Below are 17,148 nucleotides of genomic sequence, written 5' to 3' on the forward strand. Positions count from 1 at the left end.
TTATTATATCGTCACTCGTTTAAATAAATTCCTTAAAGAACCTCGTTACTTTTGCAAGTGTGTATAGGAAGGTTCGCTTTATAACAGGTTCTTCTTTCTTTTGAATCTCAGGAGATTTAATCCATCGCTTGTGATTGGCAATAAGAATACTTTTATCCATTTTGTTTTCCATCGCCTTTGTCAGCTCTTTTGCAAATTCTTGACTATCGATAATGACCATTGATTCATTATTCAAAAACGTAGAACGGGAATCTAAATTGAAAGAGCCTACGGCGCTGAGTCTTTGATCATAAATCACAGATTTGGCATGGATGGAATAAGGTCCTTGGTATTCGTAAAGCTTTACACCTGTCTTCACAATCATATCACGCATACTGATATACCCGGAAAAAGCCAACACATTGGGCGTAGATGTAACTGAATTTGTGAGTAGCGTCCATTGAACGTCTGGCTTCTTTTTCATTGCTGTATACTTTCTCATCGCATTGGTGGGCACCACATAAGGACTTTGAATAAGAACAGAGCCGTTAGCTGCTTCTGCCAGGTTAATAAACGTTTTCCACATAAAAGGTCTTTTATTAAAGCGTTCAATTGGATTATGAATAAAAGAAACACGCTTTGTAGGAACGGTGGAATCATTCCAATTAATCTTAGGCGTCGCAAACGTTTCTCCTACTTGCTTAGCTTTATCATATTGCTGCAGCAGCAAAGCTTCCATCCTCTTTCCCTGATCGACCTGGTACTGTGTGAGATGATGAAAAGCTTTTTTAGTGTAAGGATGAGCCCATAATTCATTTATATAATTTTGCATTTGAGTGATGACGCTATCTTGTTTATGTTTGCTGTTTGTAATAAAGACATCACGATCATAGACGAAGTCTGGAGGAGGCTTTTTAGCCAAATATTTGTCCCCTATATTCCGTCCTCCTATTATGCCTAGCTGTCCGTCTACAACCATTATTTTGTCATGCATACGATTTTGCCACGCCCAAGGTTTAAACAATTGAAATGGTTCGTAATACTTCACTTCAATATTAGGATGTGAAGCTAATGCATAGAGCACGCCCCTTCGGTTTCCCCGTAAGCCGTTAGCTATCCCATCCAAAAGAACCCGAGTATGGACGCCTCGATCAGCTGCTTTAAAAAGAGCGGCCATAATTAAATCAGTTGACTCTCCTTTTCCTATTGAGTAATAAGCAATATCAATCGATTTCTCAGCTTCTTGAATCATTTGAATACGTACTCTTCCTGCCTCATAACCATCTTCAAGAAGTCTCACTCGATCCGTAGACTCACTGTGACCAAAAAAGCTAGCCGGTTTAATTGAGGTCGTTTCCTCACCTGTTTTTAAAGGTACATAAAAGAGAACCACCGCCGTTATAACCACATACAGAATATATAAAGATAAAATAATAAGTAATCCTTTGAATGCTATTTTTATCATCACAACTCCAGCTTTTTGTCTTTTTCTGTTATCGTTCACAAATAATGATCATTACATGCAAGAAACTGCTTCCTTGATTGCTTTGCGCTTTGTTCTTTTGACACATTTATTTTTTCTGATTCACTATTTGTATAGTATGCTAGTACATATCATAGAAAAAAGGATGATGGTGATGGAGGAATATTCTTTTCGTTTTCATATTACAGATTCTTACCCTTTGCAAAATGAAAACGATAAAATAGAAGCTGTTGTACGCACCAAAATCAAGCATGCGGAGCGAGGATGCTTGTATGAGGGGTATCTTCGTGTTCATATCACTAAAATCGGTGTATTTCCCGTGGCAAAAGATATTGCTGAAGCGATTAGCGTTCGTTCGCTTCGTCAGCAGTTAGCGGCCGAATTAAAAAGATACGTACGGCCGCACCGCAACTTTTTATAACTTTATCCAAACATTTGTCCAAGTGGACTTTCATCTGCAATAATATCTTGAATAGCATAGATAGAAATTGGAAAGTAAGGAATTCCATATGCGTAAGGAGCCAGGTCATACAGCTGATAAAATAGCACAAGTGATTTATCCGCGATATAAAAATCTTGATCTGGTTTAATTCCTTTATATTCTCCAAGAACCATAATATCGCGCTCTTTTATTTGCTCTCCTACTATTTTAGAAAGAACACTCACGTAATTACTGTCTTTTTTAAATAAATCTTTTAGTTGATACGTTTTTCCATTCAGCACGTTAAATGTTAACGGAACTACCACGGTCAATCCGTGCGCTCCCCCGGAATAAGCAAAATTGACAAGCGTTAAGCTGAGCACATTTCGCTCGTTTGTTTTCAACTCATAATAACCCGTTTCTTCTGTATCCGGATTTTCTCCATATCCCTGCTGACGAATTAATTCATTCGTACGCTGCAAGATTTTACTGTTAATGCTGTGCTGAACAGCTTGATTAGTCAAATGAACAGCTGGATAGTAAACGTTTAACTTTTTCTTCACCATTTGTTGAGAATATACCGTTGCAGGTAACGTAACCATCGCTTCCTCCTCTTTCTATACAGATTGTTACATTCTATTCTTTTAGCTTTCATTCCATTACTGAAGCAAAAAAATCCCGTGCATATACGCACGGGATTTTTAACTTTCTATTATTTTACGTTGTTAATTGTTTTAGCAGCGTCTACCGTATTTTTTAATAGCATCGTGATGGTCATCGGACCAACGCCGCCTGGTACTGGTGTGATATAACCTGCAACTTCTAAAGCCGCTTCGTAATCAACATCACCAACGAGTTTACCATTTTCCATTGTGTTACCTACATCAATTACAATGGCACCCGGCTTAATATCATCTGCTTTGATAAGTCTAGGTTGTCCTACAGCTGACACAAGAATATCAGCTTGTTTTGTTAAAGCAGATAAATCTTTTGTGCGAGAGTGAGCAATTGTTACCGTTGCACTTTCTTGAAGTAACAGCATGGATACTGGTTTACCAACAATATTGCTTCGTCCAATTACTACCGCATGTTTACCTGAAATTTCTTCACCTGAACGTTTAATTAACTCAACGATACCGTGTGGTGTACATGGTAAATAGCACTCATCGCCAATGACCATATTCCCTACGCTTACTGGGTGGAAGCCATCTACATCTTTTTTAGGAGATACGGCATTTAATACTGCTTTTTCATCAATATGTTTTGGTAATGGAAGTTGAATAAGAATACCATGAACAGATGGATTTCCATTCAAGTGATGGATTTCGTTTAAAAGCTCTTCTTCAGTAATCGTTACGTCACGTTTGATAATTTCAGATGCAACACCGATTTCTTCACAAGCCTTTGCTTTTGCTTTTACATATGATTGGGAAGCAGGGTTTTCTCCTACTAAAATCACGGTTAAACCAGGAACGATACCTTTTGTTTTTAATTGAGCTACCTCTTCTTTTAATGCGGCGCGCAGTTCTTGCGCTACTTCTTTTCCTTTAATTACTTTCGCTGTCATGATGTTTTTTGCTCCTTTCAACTGTAGCCATTTAATAAATGTACGAATTATAGTTATTAATCTAACACAAAAGTTCGGTTTTGTTCAATGTTTTTATTATTTTTATTTTAAATAGATGAAAATAAATAACAAATAACGTATATTCCATTCTTATCGCACTATAATATTTTGCATTCACCAAAGCTGTTTTTATTCAAACGTTGCTTTTCCAAATTAAAAACCGCACCTTCGGCACGGTTTTCGACGATTTATTTTTCTGTTGATACGCTTTTCTTTGTAGTCAACGGCAGTACGTCTTCCTCTGTTTTTAGATCCTTTACATGCATTTCCTTGAGAGGCACACTTATTTTCTTATTTTTCGGAGGTTCTTCAAAATTCTCCACCCAATCACATAGTAGTTCAAATCCTTGATACACATAAGGCAGAAGAGGCTGAAGCTTTCGATCTGGATCAATTTGATGATTCCACACTAAGCTATCAATGTGGTTTCCATTTTCAATTACATAGTGACGATGAAGGTGCTGTTTACCAGAATCTTTTACTAGTTGTTCATAAGGATAGGCATGAATATCTGGAAAAATAAGAGCATCTAGCGACCCTGTAATGCTTATCAATGGAACGGAAATATCACCTGTATTTTCAATTTCACGGACGCGTTGCTTTACATCTTGCGGTCTTTCTCGATAATCATACTTTTCAAAAATAGAGTCTAACGAGCGATCTCTCACTCCGTTTTCAAAAAGCGTCAAGTATTTTTGCCACGGAATGCTTCCAGGTGCCTGACTGTCAAACTCATCTCTATATATATTAAGCGTTAAAAACCAATAATACTGGTCATGATATGGCCATAGAAACTCAGATCCTTTTGGCAATCCTGCTTGATACAACCGATGCAAAGCTTCTTTTTGCGATTCACCTACTGTATACAGTGCTTCTTGGGCATGATTTACAACAGGTGTTAGGGAAGTAATTAAATTATCGTGATCAGCTCGCCACATAACCCCTTCCCATTCAACGCCTCCATTAAAAAGCTGCGGCTCTCCATGTTTCCCGTCGTTTTCTAAAGCGTAGCGAACAACGTAACCACCATTAGAAATACCCAACGCATATGTTTTTATATCAAAATATTCTGTCACTTCTTTCTGAAGTTTATGACGATAATTTTCAAATAAAAATTTCTGCGCGATTTTTGTCACTTCGCGATATTGAATATGCCATTTTTTAATGGAGTCTTCTTCTTTGACTAACGCATTCTTTGCTTTAGCAAATGGATCATCTCTTACTTCTTCTCCCTGAGTTCCTTTATCAGAAGCAGCAAACGCAAATCCTTTTGCCAACACATAGTCGCTGAATAGTAAATCCGTTGATTTCTCATCTCGGGTAGCTGGGACTCCTGACATAACTAACTTTCCATTCCAATCATCAGGAATTCGAATGAGAAATTTACCACCGTCAGCTTCACCTTCTACTTGAACGCCCGTTATTTCTTCAGGCTGATACATGTAATACCATCCATTTTTTTCTTCTTTTGTTCCCCAATAGATAGGAGCTAGCCCGATGTTTCCATAAGCAGTGGCTGCTTGAAATTGAAGAGGATTTTTAGTCGTTAACCAGTTTCCATACTTACCGTCAAACGTTATGATATTCAAGTGATAACCTCCATTCACATTTGCTTTTGAAGATAATCTGTGGGGACTGTACACGCATCATTTTAGTTAAATATTACCATCAACCTTTTAAAAAGTACATCAAAACGCCTTTCTTACAGAAACAAAATAGACATTTATCACAACTGAGCCCATAGCACCGTATAATATTGAAATTTATTCAAAAAAAGGAGTGTCAATGACTATGAGTTCGTTTAATTCTTCAAAACTTTCTACGACCCTTATTCCACCTGCTACTTCCTCCTATCCGGTTTCCGGACGAAAATATACCCTTACTCATTCCGATACAACCGGTCAGCTTTTTTTAAGCATCGGATGCTCATACAACAAGAAGGCGATAGATAAAAATATGCGTGATGAAGTACTAGCTGCTCTTCATGTAACAGACCGACAAGCAGTTATTCAAGGCGAAGTTTTTGTTAGCGGAGGTGAATTCAGCCGGGAACAAGCGCAGCTTCGTTATCAGATTTTCCGCCGGGAACTCCCCCTTGCTTTAGAAGCAATGTTTTACGGAGACCAAGCGTTTTTTCAACATTATCCCGACTTGCTAAATACACCGATTTACATTTATTTCATATCGACTTATCAAGAATTTAGAGGGTGGTCCTATTATCAAACTCCTAAATTTTATTTAAAACAAACATGCAGCAGCTAGCACGCTCGTGCATAAACTAATGGGAAATGAACGAGGAAGGTGTGAATGTTTCATGTACAGTCAATGGGTTTACCCCTATATGCCGCGCTATTACCATCCAGTGGTTCCTACTACGAATGAAAATTATTTAGAACCTTATAGATACAACGAAGACTTATTTTCTTATATCCTGCATGAAGAAGAGGAAGTTAGATCTACACGCGATGTAGACAGAGTGATGAAAATTTTAAAACGACAGTATCAGTCCATCTACAGAGATGCTCAACGAGGCGGGATGGATAGCAAACTAACAGAATACTTATTTCGTTCCATTGTAAGATTTGTTGATGATAACTATAGCAATTACAGCGGATCTATTAACGAACGTGTCGAAAAAGCGGCGCGACAGCTGAAAAAACGTGACCCCTGGATATTTGAACTTTTTAACTTATACAGCGTTTCCCCCGCTTCACAAATTCGAATCACCAACACGATTTTAACCGTTTCATTTGAAAATTTACGAAGAGGAAATGAAGTGCCAAATCCTAGATAAACAAAAAACCGCCACAATTGTGACGGTTTTTTGTTATGGTAATACAGTTGCTCCCATTAGATGGCTATCAACTTGTTTAGCTACTTCACGACCTTCATGAATAGCCCATACGATTAAACTTTGCCCACGACGAGCATCACCAGCAGCAAAAACACCTTCAACATTTGTTTTGTAATTTCCATACGCTGCATCTACGCGACGATTTTTCGTTTCAACACCAAACGCTGATAGAACCGGATGCTCTGGACCTTCAAACCCAATCGCAATAAAGACAAGCTGAGCTGGCCATACTTTTTCTGTTCCTGGAATTTCGGTAAAGATGTACTGTCCATTTTCACCTTTTACTTTTTCCATTTGAACCGTATGAAGTTCCTTTAGATTGCCTTGCTCATCTGCCACGATTTTTTTCGTTTGAATTGAATATTCACGTGGATCGTCCCCAAATTTCGCCTGTGCTTCTTCATAAGCATATTCAAGATTAAATACATGTGGATATTCAGGCCACATATTATCTGCCGTACGCTCAGCAGGAAGCTGAGGATGTTTACCAAACTGAACAACGCTGCGGCATTTTTGACGAAGAGCAGTAGCCACACAGTCAGCTCCCGTGTCTCCGCCTCCAATAACAATAACGTCTTTTCCTTCTGCATCAATAAATTGACCATCTTTGAAGTTAGAGTCTAAAAGGCTTTTTGTTGAAGTTGTTAAGTAGTCCATTGCAAAGTGAACTCCTTTTGCTTCACGACCTTCTAATACTAGATCTCTTTGCTTCTGAGCTCCTGTACACAAAATCACAGCATCATATTGTTCTTTTAACTCTTCAGCAGTAATGTCTTTTCCAACTTCCGTATTCGTTACAAAATCAATACCTTCTTGCGTCAATAAACGAACACGTCTTTCCACTACTTCTTTATCTAGCTTCATATTTGGGATTCCATATGTTAATAAACCGCCGGCACGATCTGCTCTTTCATATACCGTTACTGAATGACCCGCTTGGTTCAGCTGATCTGCGCTCGCTAAGCCTGCTGGTCCAGAGCCAATAACAGCAATTTTTTTGCCTGTTCTTTTCTCCGGAATACGCGGAGTAATCCACCCATTCTCAAAGCCTTTATCAATAATAGCGCGTTCAATATTCTTGATCGAAACCGCTGGATCTGAAATAGCAAGCGTACAGGAACCTTCACACGGAGCAGGACAAACGCGTCCTGTAAACTCCGGGAAGTTGTTCGTTTTCATTAAACGCTCTAAAGCTTCTTTCCAGCGTCCTTTATAAACTAAATCATTCCACTCTGGAATTAAGTTATAGATTGGACATCCGGAAGTAAAAGCATTAATATCCATTCCCATGTGGCAAAAAGGTGTGCCACAATCCATACATCGTGCTCCTTGACGGCTTAGCGCTTCATCAGATAAAGGAGCAGCATACTCTTTCCAATCACCTAAACGTTTTAACGGGTCACGTTCCTTCCCTTTTTCACGTTTGATTTCCATAAACCCTGTTGGTTTTCCCATCGTACTCTCCCCTTTCTTACTGAGCTACCGCTTCTTGTTGTTTTGCCGATGCTTTCTTTTCTTGTTTTGCATTTTCCTCAAACGCACTCATAGCTGCTTCTTCTTCCGTTAGTCCAGCTGCTTTTTGCTCTTCAATGCGATTCATCATGCGTTTATAATCATTCGGAATCACTTTTACAAATTTTGAAAGTGATTGTTCCCAATTTTCCAAGACAAATGCTGCTTTATGACTGTTCGTATATTTCAGATGATTTGAAACCATCTCTTTTACTTCTTCTGCTTCTTCGCCTTTTAAGCTCTCAAATCCAATCATGTCTTTATTGCAAAGGTTTTTGAATGCTTCTTGATCATCAGCAAATACGTAAGCAATACCGCCTGACATTCCTGCACCAAAGTTTTTACCTACATCGCCTAATACGACAACACGTCCGCCAGTCATATATTCACAGCCATGATCGCCAATTCCTTCAACCACTACGTTCACACCGCTGTTACGAACTGCAAAACGTTCCCCTGCTAGCCCGCTAACATAGGCTTCACCGCTTGTTGCACCGTAAAATGCAACGTTCCCGACGATAACATTCTCACCTGACACAGCCGTTGTTTCCTTAGGTGGAGCAACAATGATTTTACCTCCTGATAAACCTTTTCCGATATAATCATTTGCATCTCCAGTTAGATACATAGACATTCCTTTTGGAACAAACGCACCAAAACTTTGTCCTGCAGAGCCAGTGAATCGAAGAGTAATCGTATCTTCTGGCAGACCTTTCTCACCGTAACGTTTTGTAACTTCACTTCCTACAATTGTTCCAGCTACACGGTTAATATTAGAAATTGGCAGTTCTAACTCAACTTGATACTTATGCTCGATTGCTTGCTGTACCGCAGGCAAAATCTTTTGCATATCAAGAGATTCGTCAATTTTGTGGTTTTGAGGTGTTTTAAAGGTACGTACACCTTCAGCTTGATATAAAAGAGTTGTTAAGTCTAAGTGCTGCGCTTTCCAGTGATTTTTTGCACGTTCGCTAACGCTTAATACGTCTGTACGTCCAACCATTTCATCCACTGTTTTAAATCCAAGTTCAGCCATAATTTCGCGCACTTCTTGTGCAACAAATTTCATATAGTTAACGATGTGATCCGCTTCTCCTAGGAACTTTTTACGAAGCTCTGGGTTTTGCGTTGCCACTCCAACTGGACATGTATCTAAGTGACACGCACGCATCATGATACAGCCTAAAACAATTAAAGGCGCCGTAGCAAAACCAAACTCTTCTGCTCCTAAAAGTGCTGCCATGACTACATCTTTACCCGTCATTAATTTCCCGTCTGTTTCAAGCACTACCTTTTCACGAAGACCGTTTAACATAAGCGTTTGATGAGCTTCTGCTAAGCCAAGTTCCCACGGTAGTCCAGTGTGTTTAATACTTGTTTTTGGAGATGCTCCCGTACCTCCGTCGTAACCGCTAATAACAATAACGTCCGCTACTCCTTTTGCTACTCCGGCAGCAATCGTTCCTACTCCTGCTTTTGAAACGAGTTTGACGCTGATTCGTGCATCACGGTTTATATTTTTTAAGTCATGAATAAGCTGTGCTAAATCTTCAATCGAGTAAATATCGTGGTGTGGAGGAGGTGAAATTAAGCCTACTCCTGGCGTTGATCCACGCACATCTGCTACCCATGGATATACTTTGTTTCCTGGAAGCTGACCGCCTTCTCCTGGTTTTGCACCTTGTGCCATTTTAATTTGAAGCTCATCCGCATTCACAAGGTAATGACTTTTCACTCCAAAACGGCCAGAAGCAATCTGTTTAATCGCACTGCGGCGATTATCTCCATTTTCATCCACAGTGTAGCGGCTAGGATGCTCGCCACCTTCTCCACTGTTACTGCGTGCTCCTAAACGGTTCATCGCGATCGCTAATGTTTCATGAGCTTCTTGACTTAAAGATCCAAACGACATAGCACCTGATTTAAAACGTTTTACAATCGAATCAACTGATTCCACTTCATCAATGGAGATAGATGAACGCGTTTCATTAAACGAGAATAGGTTGCGCAAGAAACCGATGCGTTCTTCATTAGCCGATTCAGAGAATTTTTTAAATAAGCTGTAATCTCCCTTACGGCAAGCCCACTGCAACGTGTGAATTGTTTTTGGATTAAACGCATGATGCTCGCCCGTGTGTCTCCACTGGAAGTCACTTCCTGATTCTAACGTTTGCTCAATTGTTTCAACATAAGCATTGTCATGACGCGTTTTCGCTTCTTTTGCAATAACATCTAAACCGATACCGCCAAGCTGCGAAGCAGTACCTGTAAAATATTGCTCGATAACCTCTGCACTGATTCCAACTGCTTCAAAAATTTGTGCGCCCCGATAACTTTGCACCGTTGAAATACCCATTTTAGACATTACTTTTACGACACCTTCAGTAACAGCTTTTACATATTTCTCAACAGCATAGTCATACGATACGTTCAACGTACCTGCGTCAATTTCATTTTGATATGTTGCAAAAGTAAGATATGGATTAATTGCGTCTGCGCCGTAACCAATCAGCGCTGCAAAATGGTGCACTTCACGTGCTTCTCCTGTTTCCACTACAATGCTCGCCTTTGTACGGTTTCCTTTTCGCACTAAGTGCTGGTGAAGCCCGCTGACCGCTAATAAAGCTGGAATAGCTACAGATTGAGCTCCTGCTTCACGGTCTGTCAGAACAAGAATGCTAGCGCCTGCGTTAATTGCCGATTCAGCTTCAGCAAATACGCGATCAAGATCTGCTTTTAAATCATTTGTGAACACAGCAGAAATAACAGCACTTTTGAAATCTGGATGAATAGCAGACTTCAGCTGATCAGTTTGATCGTTTGTTAAAACCGGCGTCTCAAGCTGAATTCGATGAATATTTTCTTTTGTTGGATGCAGTAAATTCCCTTCTGCACCAAGCAATGTCATTGTTGATGTAACCAACTGTTCACGAATAGCATCAATCGGTGGGTTCGTTACTTGAGCAAACAGCTGCTTAAAGTAATTGAACAGCGATTGAGGACGATCAGACAACACGGCTAATGGAGTATCATTACCCATCGAACCAAGCGGATCTTTTCCTTCTGTAATAACTGGAACTAAATATTTATGAATATCTTCATACGTGTAGCCAAATGACTTCTGGCGAATAACCAAATCATCGAAGTATTCAGATTTTTCTTCCTGCACTTCTGGCAACGTTACCAGCTGTTCATCTAACCACTCTTGATAAGGCTCAGCCTGTGCCATTTCAGATTTAATTTCTTCGTCTGAAATAATTCGGCCTTCCTCTAAATCGATTAGAAGCATTTTACCTGGGCTTAAACGATCTTTATATAATACATTTTCATCTTCAACATCAATGACGCCTACTTCTGATGAAAGTATGATGTAATCATCTTTTGTAACATAATAGCGAGCTGGACGTAAACCGTTACGATCTAAAATAGCACCGATTTGCTTTCCATCTGTAAACGAAATAGCAGTCGGACCATCCCATGGCTCCATTAATGCGCTATGATACTCATAGAAAGCACGTTTTTCTTTTGACATGTGCGGATTCTCAGACCAAGGCTCTGGAATAAGCATCATCGCTGCATGCGCTGGCTTGCGGCCGGCCAATACAAAGAACTCCAGCGCATTATCTAACATGGATGAGTCGCTTCCTTCAGCATCTAAAATTGGAAGAACCTTCGGTAAATCCTTACCAAATGCGTCCGAAACAAACTGCTGTTCGCGCGCTCTCATCCAGTTTTGATTACCGCGAAGCGTATTGATTTCACCGTTGTGAATTAAATAACGGTTTGGATGTGCTCTTTCCCAGCTTGGGAACGTGTTTGTGCTAAAGCGAGAATGCACTAAAGCAAACGCTGAAGTAAAGTCTTCATCTTGTAGGTCAAGATAAAAAGCATCAACTTGTTCAGGCGTTAATAACCCTTTGTACACAATTGTTCTACTTGAAAGACTCGTAAAATAAAAACGGTTTTGACGCGCCTGCGCCCAATTTTCTGCTTGCTTGCGAATAACATATAGTTTACGCTCAAACGCTAAGTCATCTTGAATACTGTCGTTCGCTCCAATAAATACTTGTCGTACATACGGACAGCTTTCTTTTGCAACTTTTCCGATTTTTCCGACATTTACAGGTACAGTTCTCCAACCTAATAACGTTTGTCCCTCTTCTTCAATTAATTTATTAATATAAGCTTCAATTTCTCGACGCTCGTCTTCATTATTTGAGAAAAAGATCATTCCAACTCCATAACGACCTTTTTCTGGCAAGTTCAGTTCAACGCATGTCTTTTTAAAGAACGCGTGTGGAATTTGTACCATTAATCCAGCTCCATCTCCTGTTAGCGGATCGCTTCCCTGTCCGCCTCGATGGTCAAGCTGGCAAAGCATATTTAGTCCTTTTTTAACGATATCATGTGACGCTACGCCTTTTAATTGAGCGTATAGTCCGATTCCACATGCATCGTGCTCAAATTCAGGACGGTAGAGACCTTGAGCTTTCGGCATTTGATTGTATGTCATCTTCTTCTCCCCCGTTCGTTTTCTTTATCTTTTTAAGATCACCTGTTTACATTGTAAGTTTTCAAATCAATATAAACAATATATAATTTAGATAAAACTAATCTAATTTTGATATATATAGATGGAGGATGCCTATGGAACTGCGTCAATTACGCTATTTTATGGAAGTTGCAAAAAGAGAACACGTATCTGAGGCGGCGGAATATCTGCATGTAGCTCAATCAGCAATCAGCCGTCAAATCGCGAACCTGGAGTCTGAGCTAGGTGTTAGTTTATTCAAACGCGAAGGACGAAATGTCAAGTTAACAGCAATAGGAAAAGTCTTTCTCGAGCATACCGAGACGGCTATGAAAGCGATTGACTATGCGAAAGAGCAAATCGATGAATACTTGGATCCCGAAAGAGGAACGATTAAAATCGGATTTCCAACAAGTCTTGCTAGTCACCTTCTTCCTACTATTATATCAGCCTTTAAAGAAGAACACCCAAATGTTGCTTTTCATCTTAGACAAGGTTCGTACAAATTTTTAATTGAATCGGTTAAAAAAAGAGATATTAATATCGCTTTTTTAGGCCCTGTACCTGTAGAGGATCAGAGTATAGAAGGGCATATTCTATTCACTGAAAATCTTTTAGCCCTTGTTCCTTCTCATCATCCGCTCGCTGAACGGGATAACATTCGGCTGCGGGATTTAAGAAATGAAGATTTTGTGCTATTTCCAAAAGGATTCATTTTACATAAAATGGCCTTTGACGCTTGCAAACAAGCAGGATTCATGCCCAATATTTCATCTGAAGGAGAAGATTTAGATGCGATTAAAGGCCTTGTATCCGCAGGAATTGGCGTCACTCTTCTTCCTGAAAGCACAGTGTCTGAAACGACTCCTCGTTTTACGACTAAACTTCCTATTCATACGCCGCAGCTTCAGCGTACAGTCGGGATGATTATTCCTAGAAATCGTGATTTAGCACCTTCTGATAAAATTTTTTATAAGTTTGTCAAAACCTTTTTTGAACGGTTGGAGCAGTATAAATAATAGAGGCCCCCTGCCTCTCTTATTCTTTGCTTTACACACTATTTCTCAGCTGATCAATTCTATAAACAGATCTTCTTTTTCCCTAAAGCTAACAGGCATTGACGCTTACCGGACTCTTTCTTATACTGAAGTAACTGACTAAAAAGAAACAAGGTGACTGCTATGGATTTTAAAATTAATTTTTTATCATTTTACGTAATACAAGTAGAAGGAAAAGAAGAACAGGCTTCTAAACAATATAAGCATTTTCAAACGCTTGATACAGAAGAATATGAAGAAAGTTCCATTAAAGATTTTTTAGACGGTGAATTTAAAAAGATTGTAAAGCGCAAAGTAGAGCGACACCCTAAAGCAGAACAAGTGCCTACAAAGCTCGGGTATTTTATAGTTGAACCAGGACACGCTCTCGACTCAAACCCTAATTATAATTTATTTCACCGCACTCGTTTTGCCACAACCAAAGAAGAATTTGAAGAAAATAGCGAGCAGTTTATCAATGCATACCTTGATACTGCAGCGGTTCGAGGAGGAGCATTTTTAGTTGTATCTGCTGTTCCAAGAAAATATTTTGATCATGCTTTTGTGTTTATTTTAAAATGTGACTTCGAACCAAAAGTGGCTTCAATTTCAGATGAATCAACCCTTATTCGCCACGTAGAGATGGCTATTACTACTAAAAACATGAAATCCATTCAATATCCATACATGCCTGAAGAAGGCATGGTGGAAGAAAGTGAACTTGTCATCCACCAAGCGTCTCACGCCCGTTACTTTGAAGACTTCTTGAAATTCATTGACTATAACGAGCCGATGCCTGAGATTATGAAAACACAAGTGATGGATATGGTGCGTGAACACGTCAGCGAAACGTTTGAAGCAGAAAGCGTAGAGCTTGAACAGTTTGAGTCAGACATGGAACTGTGGGCAACAAGTGAAAAGCGTGAGCTTCAAGAACGTTTGGATACCCACCAAGTCATGGAAGCTGCTGCTCATATCGTCGAGCATACGCCTGATGCGGAGCTTAAAATGAAGCTTGGCGAAACAGAGATTAAAGGACTGTTAGCTGATTTTGGGGAGAATATTCACTTGGCGAAAGTAAACGGACGCTACGTGGCGTTAATTGAAGCAGAATCGATTCTGTTTGAAAAAGGCGCGTCTCCGATTGAGTTTCATAAGCCGGATGATTTGCACGGAATTATTGAGAAAATCAGCAGTAAGAAATGGGAAGAATAAATAAAAGCCAGAGAGTATAACATAGCTCTCTGGCTTTTATTTAACTAAAAAATCAGCTCTATTTATCCACCTTAATTCTCTACTAATTGGCTCACGGAAACATTTTGTTCATTCTCCGGCTGACCTAGCGGATAAATTCTTACCGTATCATTTTCTTCGCTTACATGTTGAATATAAACGGCCGTATCGTTATACGTAACGTTAGCCATAACGGGTGAATCAGCAATTTGTTTTGCTCGCTGCTTGTCCACGTTTCTTACCCCCTCTATGCTGAGATACATATAAGGTTTGCTTAAAGAATGGATGATATTCGCCGTTTAGAATAGTTCTAGCGCTTTTTAGCGGTGCGGTAGCCAAGGTAAAAGATGAAAGAAGTATAGATAATAAATGCAGCTCCAGCTAGCAAGATCATTTTGTGATGATGCCAAAGCTCTACGTATGTTTTGATGAAGATCCCTTTTGTAAGTAAAATATATTGATACACAATAAAGCCAACCACCAAAGCAAGAAACAGCACTCGAAACAAACGAATGAAATCAATGTTAGATAAAACGGAAGCAGCTTTTACCCAGGGCGATATAGAAGGCTGCGCTTTTTTGGTGCTGCGGCTCTTCGACTTTTGTTTCTTTGCAGGCGGAGCTTTTGATTCTTCTATTTTAGGTGCTGGTTTTTGTTTCCCTTGAGCCATCGGTCACTTTCCCTCTTTCTTAAATAAAGTGTCTAAAAAAGAAGCTTTTCTATTTTGCATATTCAAGAAAGAGGCAGCTATCTCCTTTTCGCTTTTAAAAATACTTTCCTTTTTAAATACAGAATGTCTTTAGGTATGTGCCTATAGCATTTTTCTTATCTTCGCATACGTTATATCGTGTTTAATTTGAATTTACTATTTAAAAGGAGCGGTGCCCTAATGAACCCTTATTATTTCAACTCTGGATATATTCCTCAGCAAGTTGATTACTCAGTTCAACAATACTATCCCCCTTACGTACCACAGCATGAAGAATACGATGAAAGACAGCAGCTTCAAAATCTTGGAGGATTTGAACGAAGAATACGTGCCCTTGAGAGACAAAATGAGGAGCAAGTCAGAGAAATTACTCGTTTAAATCGCGTTGTGGAGCGACATACTGACCGTATAAACAGATTAAATCAGCGCTTACGCAATGTAGAAAGAAGACTTAACATTCCATTTACAGCAAGCCAGGACGGATTTTAAACTCACCTTAAGCATTCCCGTTTCTTTTGAGCGAGAATGCTTTTTACATGTCTTCCGTCGTTTTTGATAGCACAAAGGATATTTGATTAAACTTTACATAAAATAAAATTTGACTATGAAAAAGAAAAGGAGAAAATCACATGAAATCCCCTGTTGTTATTTGTCCTAACTGTCATTCTCAAAAAGAGCTTGCTACCGTTTTAACTGCTCAATCCAATCAAAACGTTATCTATACATGCTCAGCTTGCGGCTATAAGCTGACAAACATTAAAACAAGCAAAGGATAATCAGTATCTCTCACTTCACTTAGTACCTATACTCAATACGTTCTTCTGTGCATATACAAAAATTAACGTTTACGTAAATGTTATTAATTTTGTATACTGATAGTATTATGGGAAAGGGAGTTGAAGAAGTTGAAGTTTAAAATGAAGGAACGCGGGCAGCTGCATTTGAGTCCCGAAGGAAAACAATTGATTTTAGACTTATACGAATCAAATATGATGGAATCTGTAAATGAAGCTTTGGATGCTGAAACAAGAAGCTTTCACAGTGGAAAAGCCGATGGGATACAGGCTATTCTACTTCTTTTAGGGGTACAGCTAGAAGAAAACACTTCACAATCCTAAATGAATGCCCTATAAAAACCATAAAAGCAGACGCACTCTTCTGGTGAATGCGCCTGCTTTTTATGATTCTTCCTGCTCAAATTTTACAATTGCAGTCTTAGCACGATCTCTCAGTGACAGAAGGTCAGACTCTACTTTTAAGATATTTTTCTTTTTCTGTTCAATCAGCTTGAGCTGCTCTTCTACCGTATGTAACACTTGCTCTAACTTTTCTTTTTGTTGACTTGTTCCTTTCACTTGCCTATAATCCATCTTTTGTATTTCAAGAGTATCACTTAAAGCAAGAAATTCCTGTAATTCCTGAAGTGAAAAACCCATGACTTCTTTGGCATTCGTAATTTTCTTTAAGAATTCTACATGTTCTTCAGTGTACAGACGAAATCCACCTTCACTTCTTGGAGGTGCTGGCATCAGTCCAATTTGTTCATAATAACGAATCGTACGTTTTGTTAAACCGCTTTGCTTCGCTACATCATCTATTTTTAGTTCACTCATTTTTAAATCCCCTTTAATCAATTAACAATGTCAACTTTTCGTACTTGTTACTATTATACACTAACGTTAGATATCTCAAAACAAATCTGAACAGCTGTACACTTATTTAAAAATAAATAAGCAATTTCTTTACCCTTTTTTAGAGTAAA

Annotated in this window: 17 protein-coding genes; 8 read left to right on the forward strand and 9 right to left on the reverse strand. The window is 39.1% G+C overall.

Going from position 1 to position 17,148, the window contains the following annotated elements; all coding sequences use genetic code 11:
- Positions 1-19: 19 nt before the first annotated feature.
- On the reverse strand, positions 20-1,444 hold the full coding sequence (locus ACO1DI_RS18790) for a phospholipase D-like domain-containing protein (RefSeq protein WP_014460350.1): 1,425 nt from the start codon (positions 1,442-1,444) through the stop codon (positions 20-22).
- Positions 1,445-1,616: 172 nt separating this feature from the next.
- Here ACO1DI_RS18790 and ACO1DI_RS18795 point away from each other — a divergent pair, with 172 nt between their 5' ends.
- Entirely contained in the window at positions 1,617-1,883 is a 267-nt protein-coding gene (locus ACO1DI_RS18795; protein WP_014460351.1) for a hypothetical protein, read from the forward strand.
- Positions 1,884-1,885: 2 nt separating this feature from the next.
- Here the strand turns inward: ACO1DI_RS18795 and ACO1DI_RS18800 are convergent, their stop codons facing one another.
- From ACO1DI_RS18800 to ACO1DI_RS18810, 3 genes are all read right to left on the reverse strand, one after another.
- The gene (locus tag ACO1DI_RS18800) at positions 1,886-2,485 is read right to left on the reverse strand and encodes a DUF3298 and DUF4163 domain-containing protein (protein ID WP_116738320.1); all 600 of its coding nucleotides are present in this window, start codon (positions 2,483-2,485) and stop codon (positions 1,886-1,888) included.
- Positions 2,486-2,595: 110 nt separating this feature from the next.
- The gene (folD, locus tag ACO1DI_RS18805; protein WP_028408722.1) at positions 2,596-3,450 is read right to left on the reverse strand and encodes a bifunctional methylenetetrahydrofolate dehydrogenase/methenyltetrahydrofolate cyclohydrolase FolD; all 855 of its coding nucleotides are present in this window, start codon (positions 3,448-3,450) and stop codon (positions 2,596-2,598) included.
- 248 nt (positions 3,451-3,698) lie between these two features.
- A complete protein-coding gene (locus tag ACO1DI_RS18810; RefSeq protein ID WP_014460355.1) occupies positions 3,699-5,099 on the reverse strand; it encodes a tannase/feruloyl esterase family alpha/beta hydrolase in 1,401 nt (466 codons plus the stop codon).
- A gap of 202 nt (positions 5,100-5,301) precedes the next feature.
- On the opposite strand from ACO1DI_RS18810, the gene ACO1DI_RS18815 reads away from it, so the two are divergent.
- Together ACO1DI_RS18815 and ACO1DI_RS18820 are read left to right on the forward strand one after the other, a co-directional pair.
- On the forward strand, positions 5,302-5,772 hold the full coding sequence (locus ACO1DI_RS18815; protein ID WP_042992149.1) for a staygreen family protein: 471 nt from the start codon (positions 5,302-5,304) through the stop codon (positions 5,770-5,772).
- Positions 5,773-5,824: 52 nt separating this feature from the next.
- Positions 5,825-6,304 carry a hypothetical protein gene (locus ACO1DI_RS18820; protein ID WP_014460357.1) on the forward strand — a complete coding sequence of 160 codons (480 nt, stop codon included), beginning with the start codon at positions 5,825-5,827 and terminating at the stop codon, positions 6,302-6,304.
- Between the two features lie 33 nt (positions 6,305-6,337).
- On the opposite strand, the gene gltD is transcribed toward ACO1DI_RS18820, so the two are convergent.
- Both gltD and gltB read right to left on the reverse strand, forming a co-directional pair.
- Entirely contained in the window at positions 6,338-7,819 is a 1,482-nt protein-coding gene (gene gltD / locus ACO1DI_RS18825) for a glutamate synthase small subunit (RefSeq protein ID WP_013082931.1), read from the reverse strand.
- Between the two features lie 16 nt (positions 7,820-7,835).
- A complete protein-coding gene (gene gltB / locus ACO1DI_RS18830; protein ID WP_217028071.1) occupies positions 7,836-12,389 on the reverse strand; it encodes a glutamate synthase large subunit in 4,554 nt (1,517 codons plus the stop codon).
- Positions 12,390-12,523: 134 nt separating this feature from the next.
- Between gltB and ACO1DI_RS18835 the strand changes: the two genes are divergently transcribed.
- Positions 12,524-13,426, forward strand: coding sequence for a LysR family transcriptional regulator (locus tag ACO1DI_RS18835; RefSeq protein ID WP_013056801.1), 903 nt, complete (start codon positions 12,524-12,526; stop codon positions 13,424-13,426).
- 162 nt (positions 13,427-13,588) lie between these two features.
- Entirely contained in the window at positions 13,589-14,659 is a 1,071-nt protein-coding gene (locus tag ACO1DI_RS18840) for a DUF3900 domain-containing protein (RefSeq protein WP_013056800.1), read from the forward strand.
- Between the two features lie 71 nt (positions 14,660-14,730).
- Here ACO1DI_RS18840 and ACO1DI_RS18845 read toward each other — a convergent pair whose 3' ends face one another.
- Together ACO1DI_RS18845 and ACO1DI_RS18850 are read right to left on the reverse strand one after the other, a co-directional pair.
- A complete protein-coding gene (locus ACO1DI_RS18845; RefSeq protein ID WP_013056799.1) occupies positions 14,731-14,910 on the reverse strand; it encodes an H-type small acid-soluble spore protein in 180 nt (59 codons plus the stop codon).
- Positions 14,911-14,987: 77 nt separating this feature from the next.
- On the reverse strand, positions 14,988-15,347 hold the full coding sequence (locus ACO1DI_RS18850; RefSeq protein WP_014460361.1) for a hypothetical protein: 360 nt from the start codon (positions 15,345-15,347) through the stop codon (positions 14,988-14,990).
- A gap of 219 nt (positions 15,348-15,566) precedes the next feature.
- On the opposite strand from ACO1DI_RS18850, the gene ACO1DI_RS18855 reads away from it, so the two are divergent.
- The 3 genes from ACO1DI_RS18855 to ACO1DI_RS18865 all read left to right on the forward strand — a co-directional run bounded on the left by ACO1DI_RS18855 (position 15,567) and on the right by ACO1DI_RS18865 (position 16,504).
- On the forward strand, positions 15,567-15,875 hold the full coding sequence (locus ACO1DI_RS18855; protein WP_014460362.1) for a hypothetical protein: 309 nt from the start codon (positions 15,567-15,569) through the stop codon (positions 15,873-15,875).
- A gap of 140 nt (positions 15,876-16,015) precedes the next feature.
- Positions 16,016-16,162, forward strand: a complete 147-nt coding sequence (locus ACO1DI_RS18860; RefSeq protein WP_013056796.1) for a hypothetical protein — start codon at positions 16,016-16,018, stop codon at positions 16,160-16,162.
- A gap of 129 nt (positions 16,163-16,291) precedes the next feature.
- On the forward strand, positions 16,292-16,504 hold the full coding sequence (locus tag ACO1DI_RS18865) for a hypothetical protein (protein WP_013056795.1): 213 nt from the start codon (positions 16,292-16,294) through the stop codon (positions 16,502-16,504).
- 60 nt (positions 16,505-16,564) lie between these two features.
- Here the strand turns inward: ACO1DI_RS18865 and ACO1DI_RS18870 are convergent, their stop codons facing one another.
- Positions 16,565-16,999 carry a MerR family transcriptional regulator gene (locus ACO1DI_RS18870; protein ID WP_013056794.1) on the reverse strand — a complete coding sequence of 145 codons (435 nt, stop codon included), beginning with the start codon at positions 16,997-16,999 and terminating at the stop codon, positions 16,565-16,567.
- Positions 17,000-17,148 lie beyond the last annotated feature (149 nt).

It is taken from the genome of Priestia sp. 40 (assembly GCF_049368575.1).
In the GTDB taxonomy this organism is placed as follows: Bacteria; Bacillota; Bacilli; order Bacillales; family Bacillaceae_H; genus Priestia; species Priestia zanthoxyli.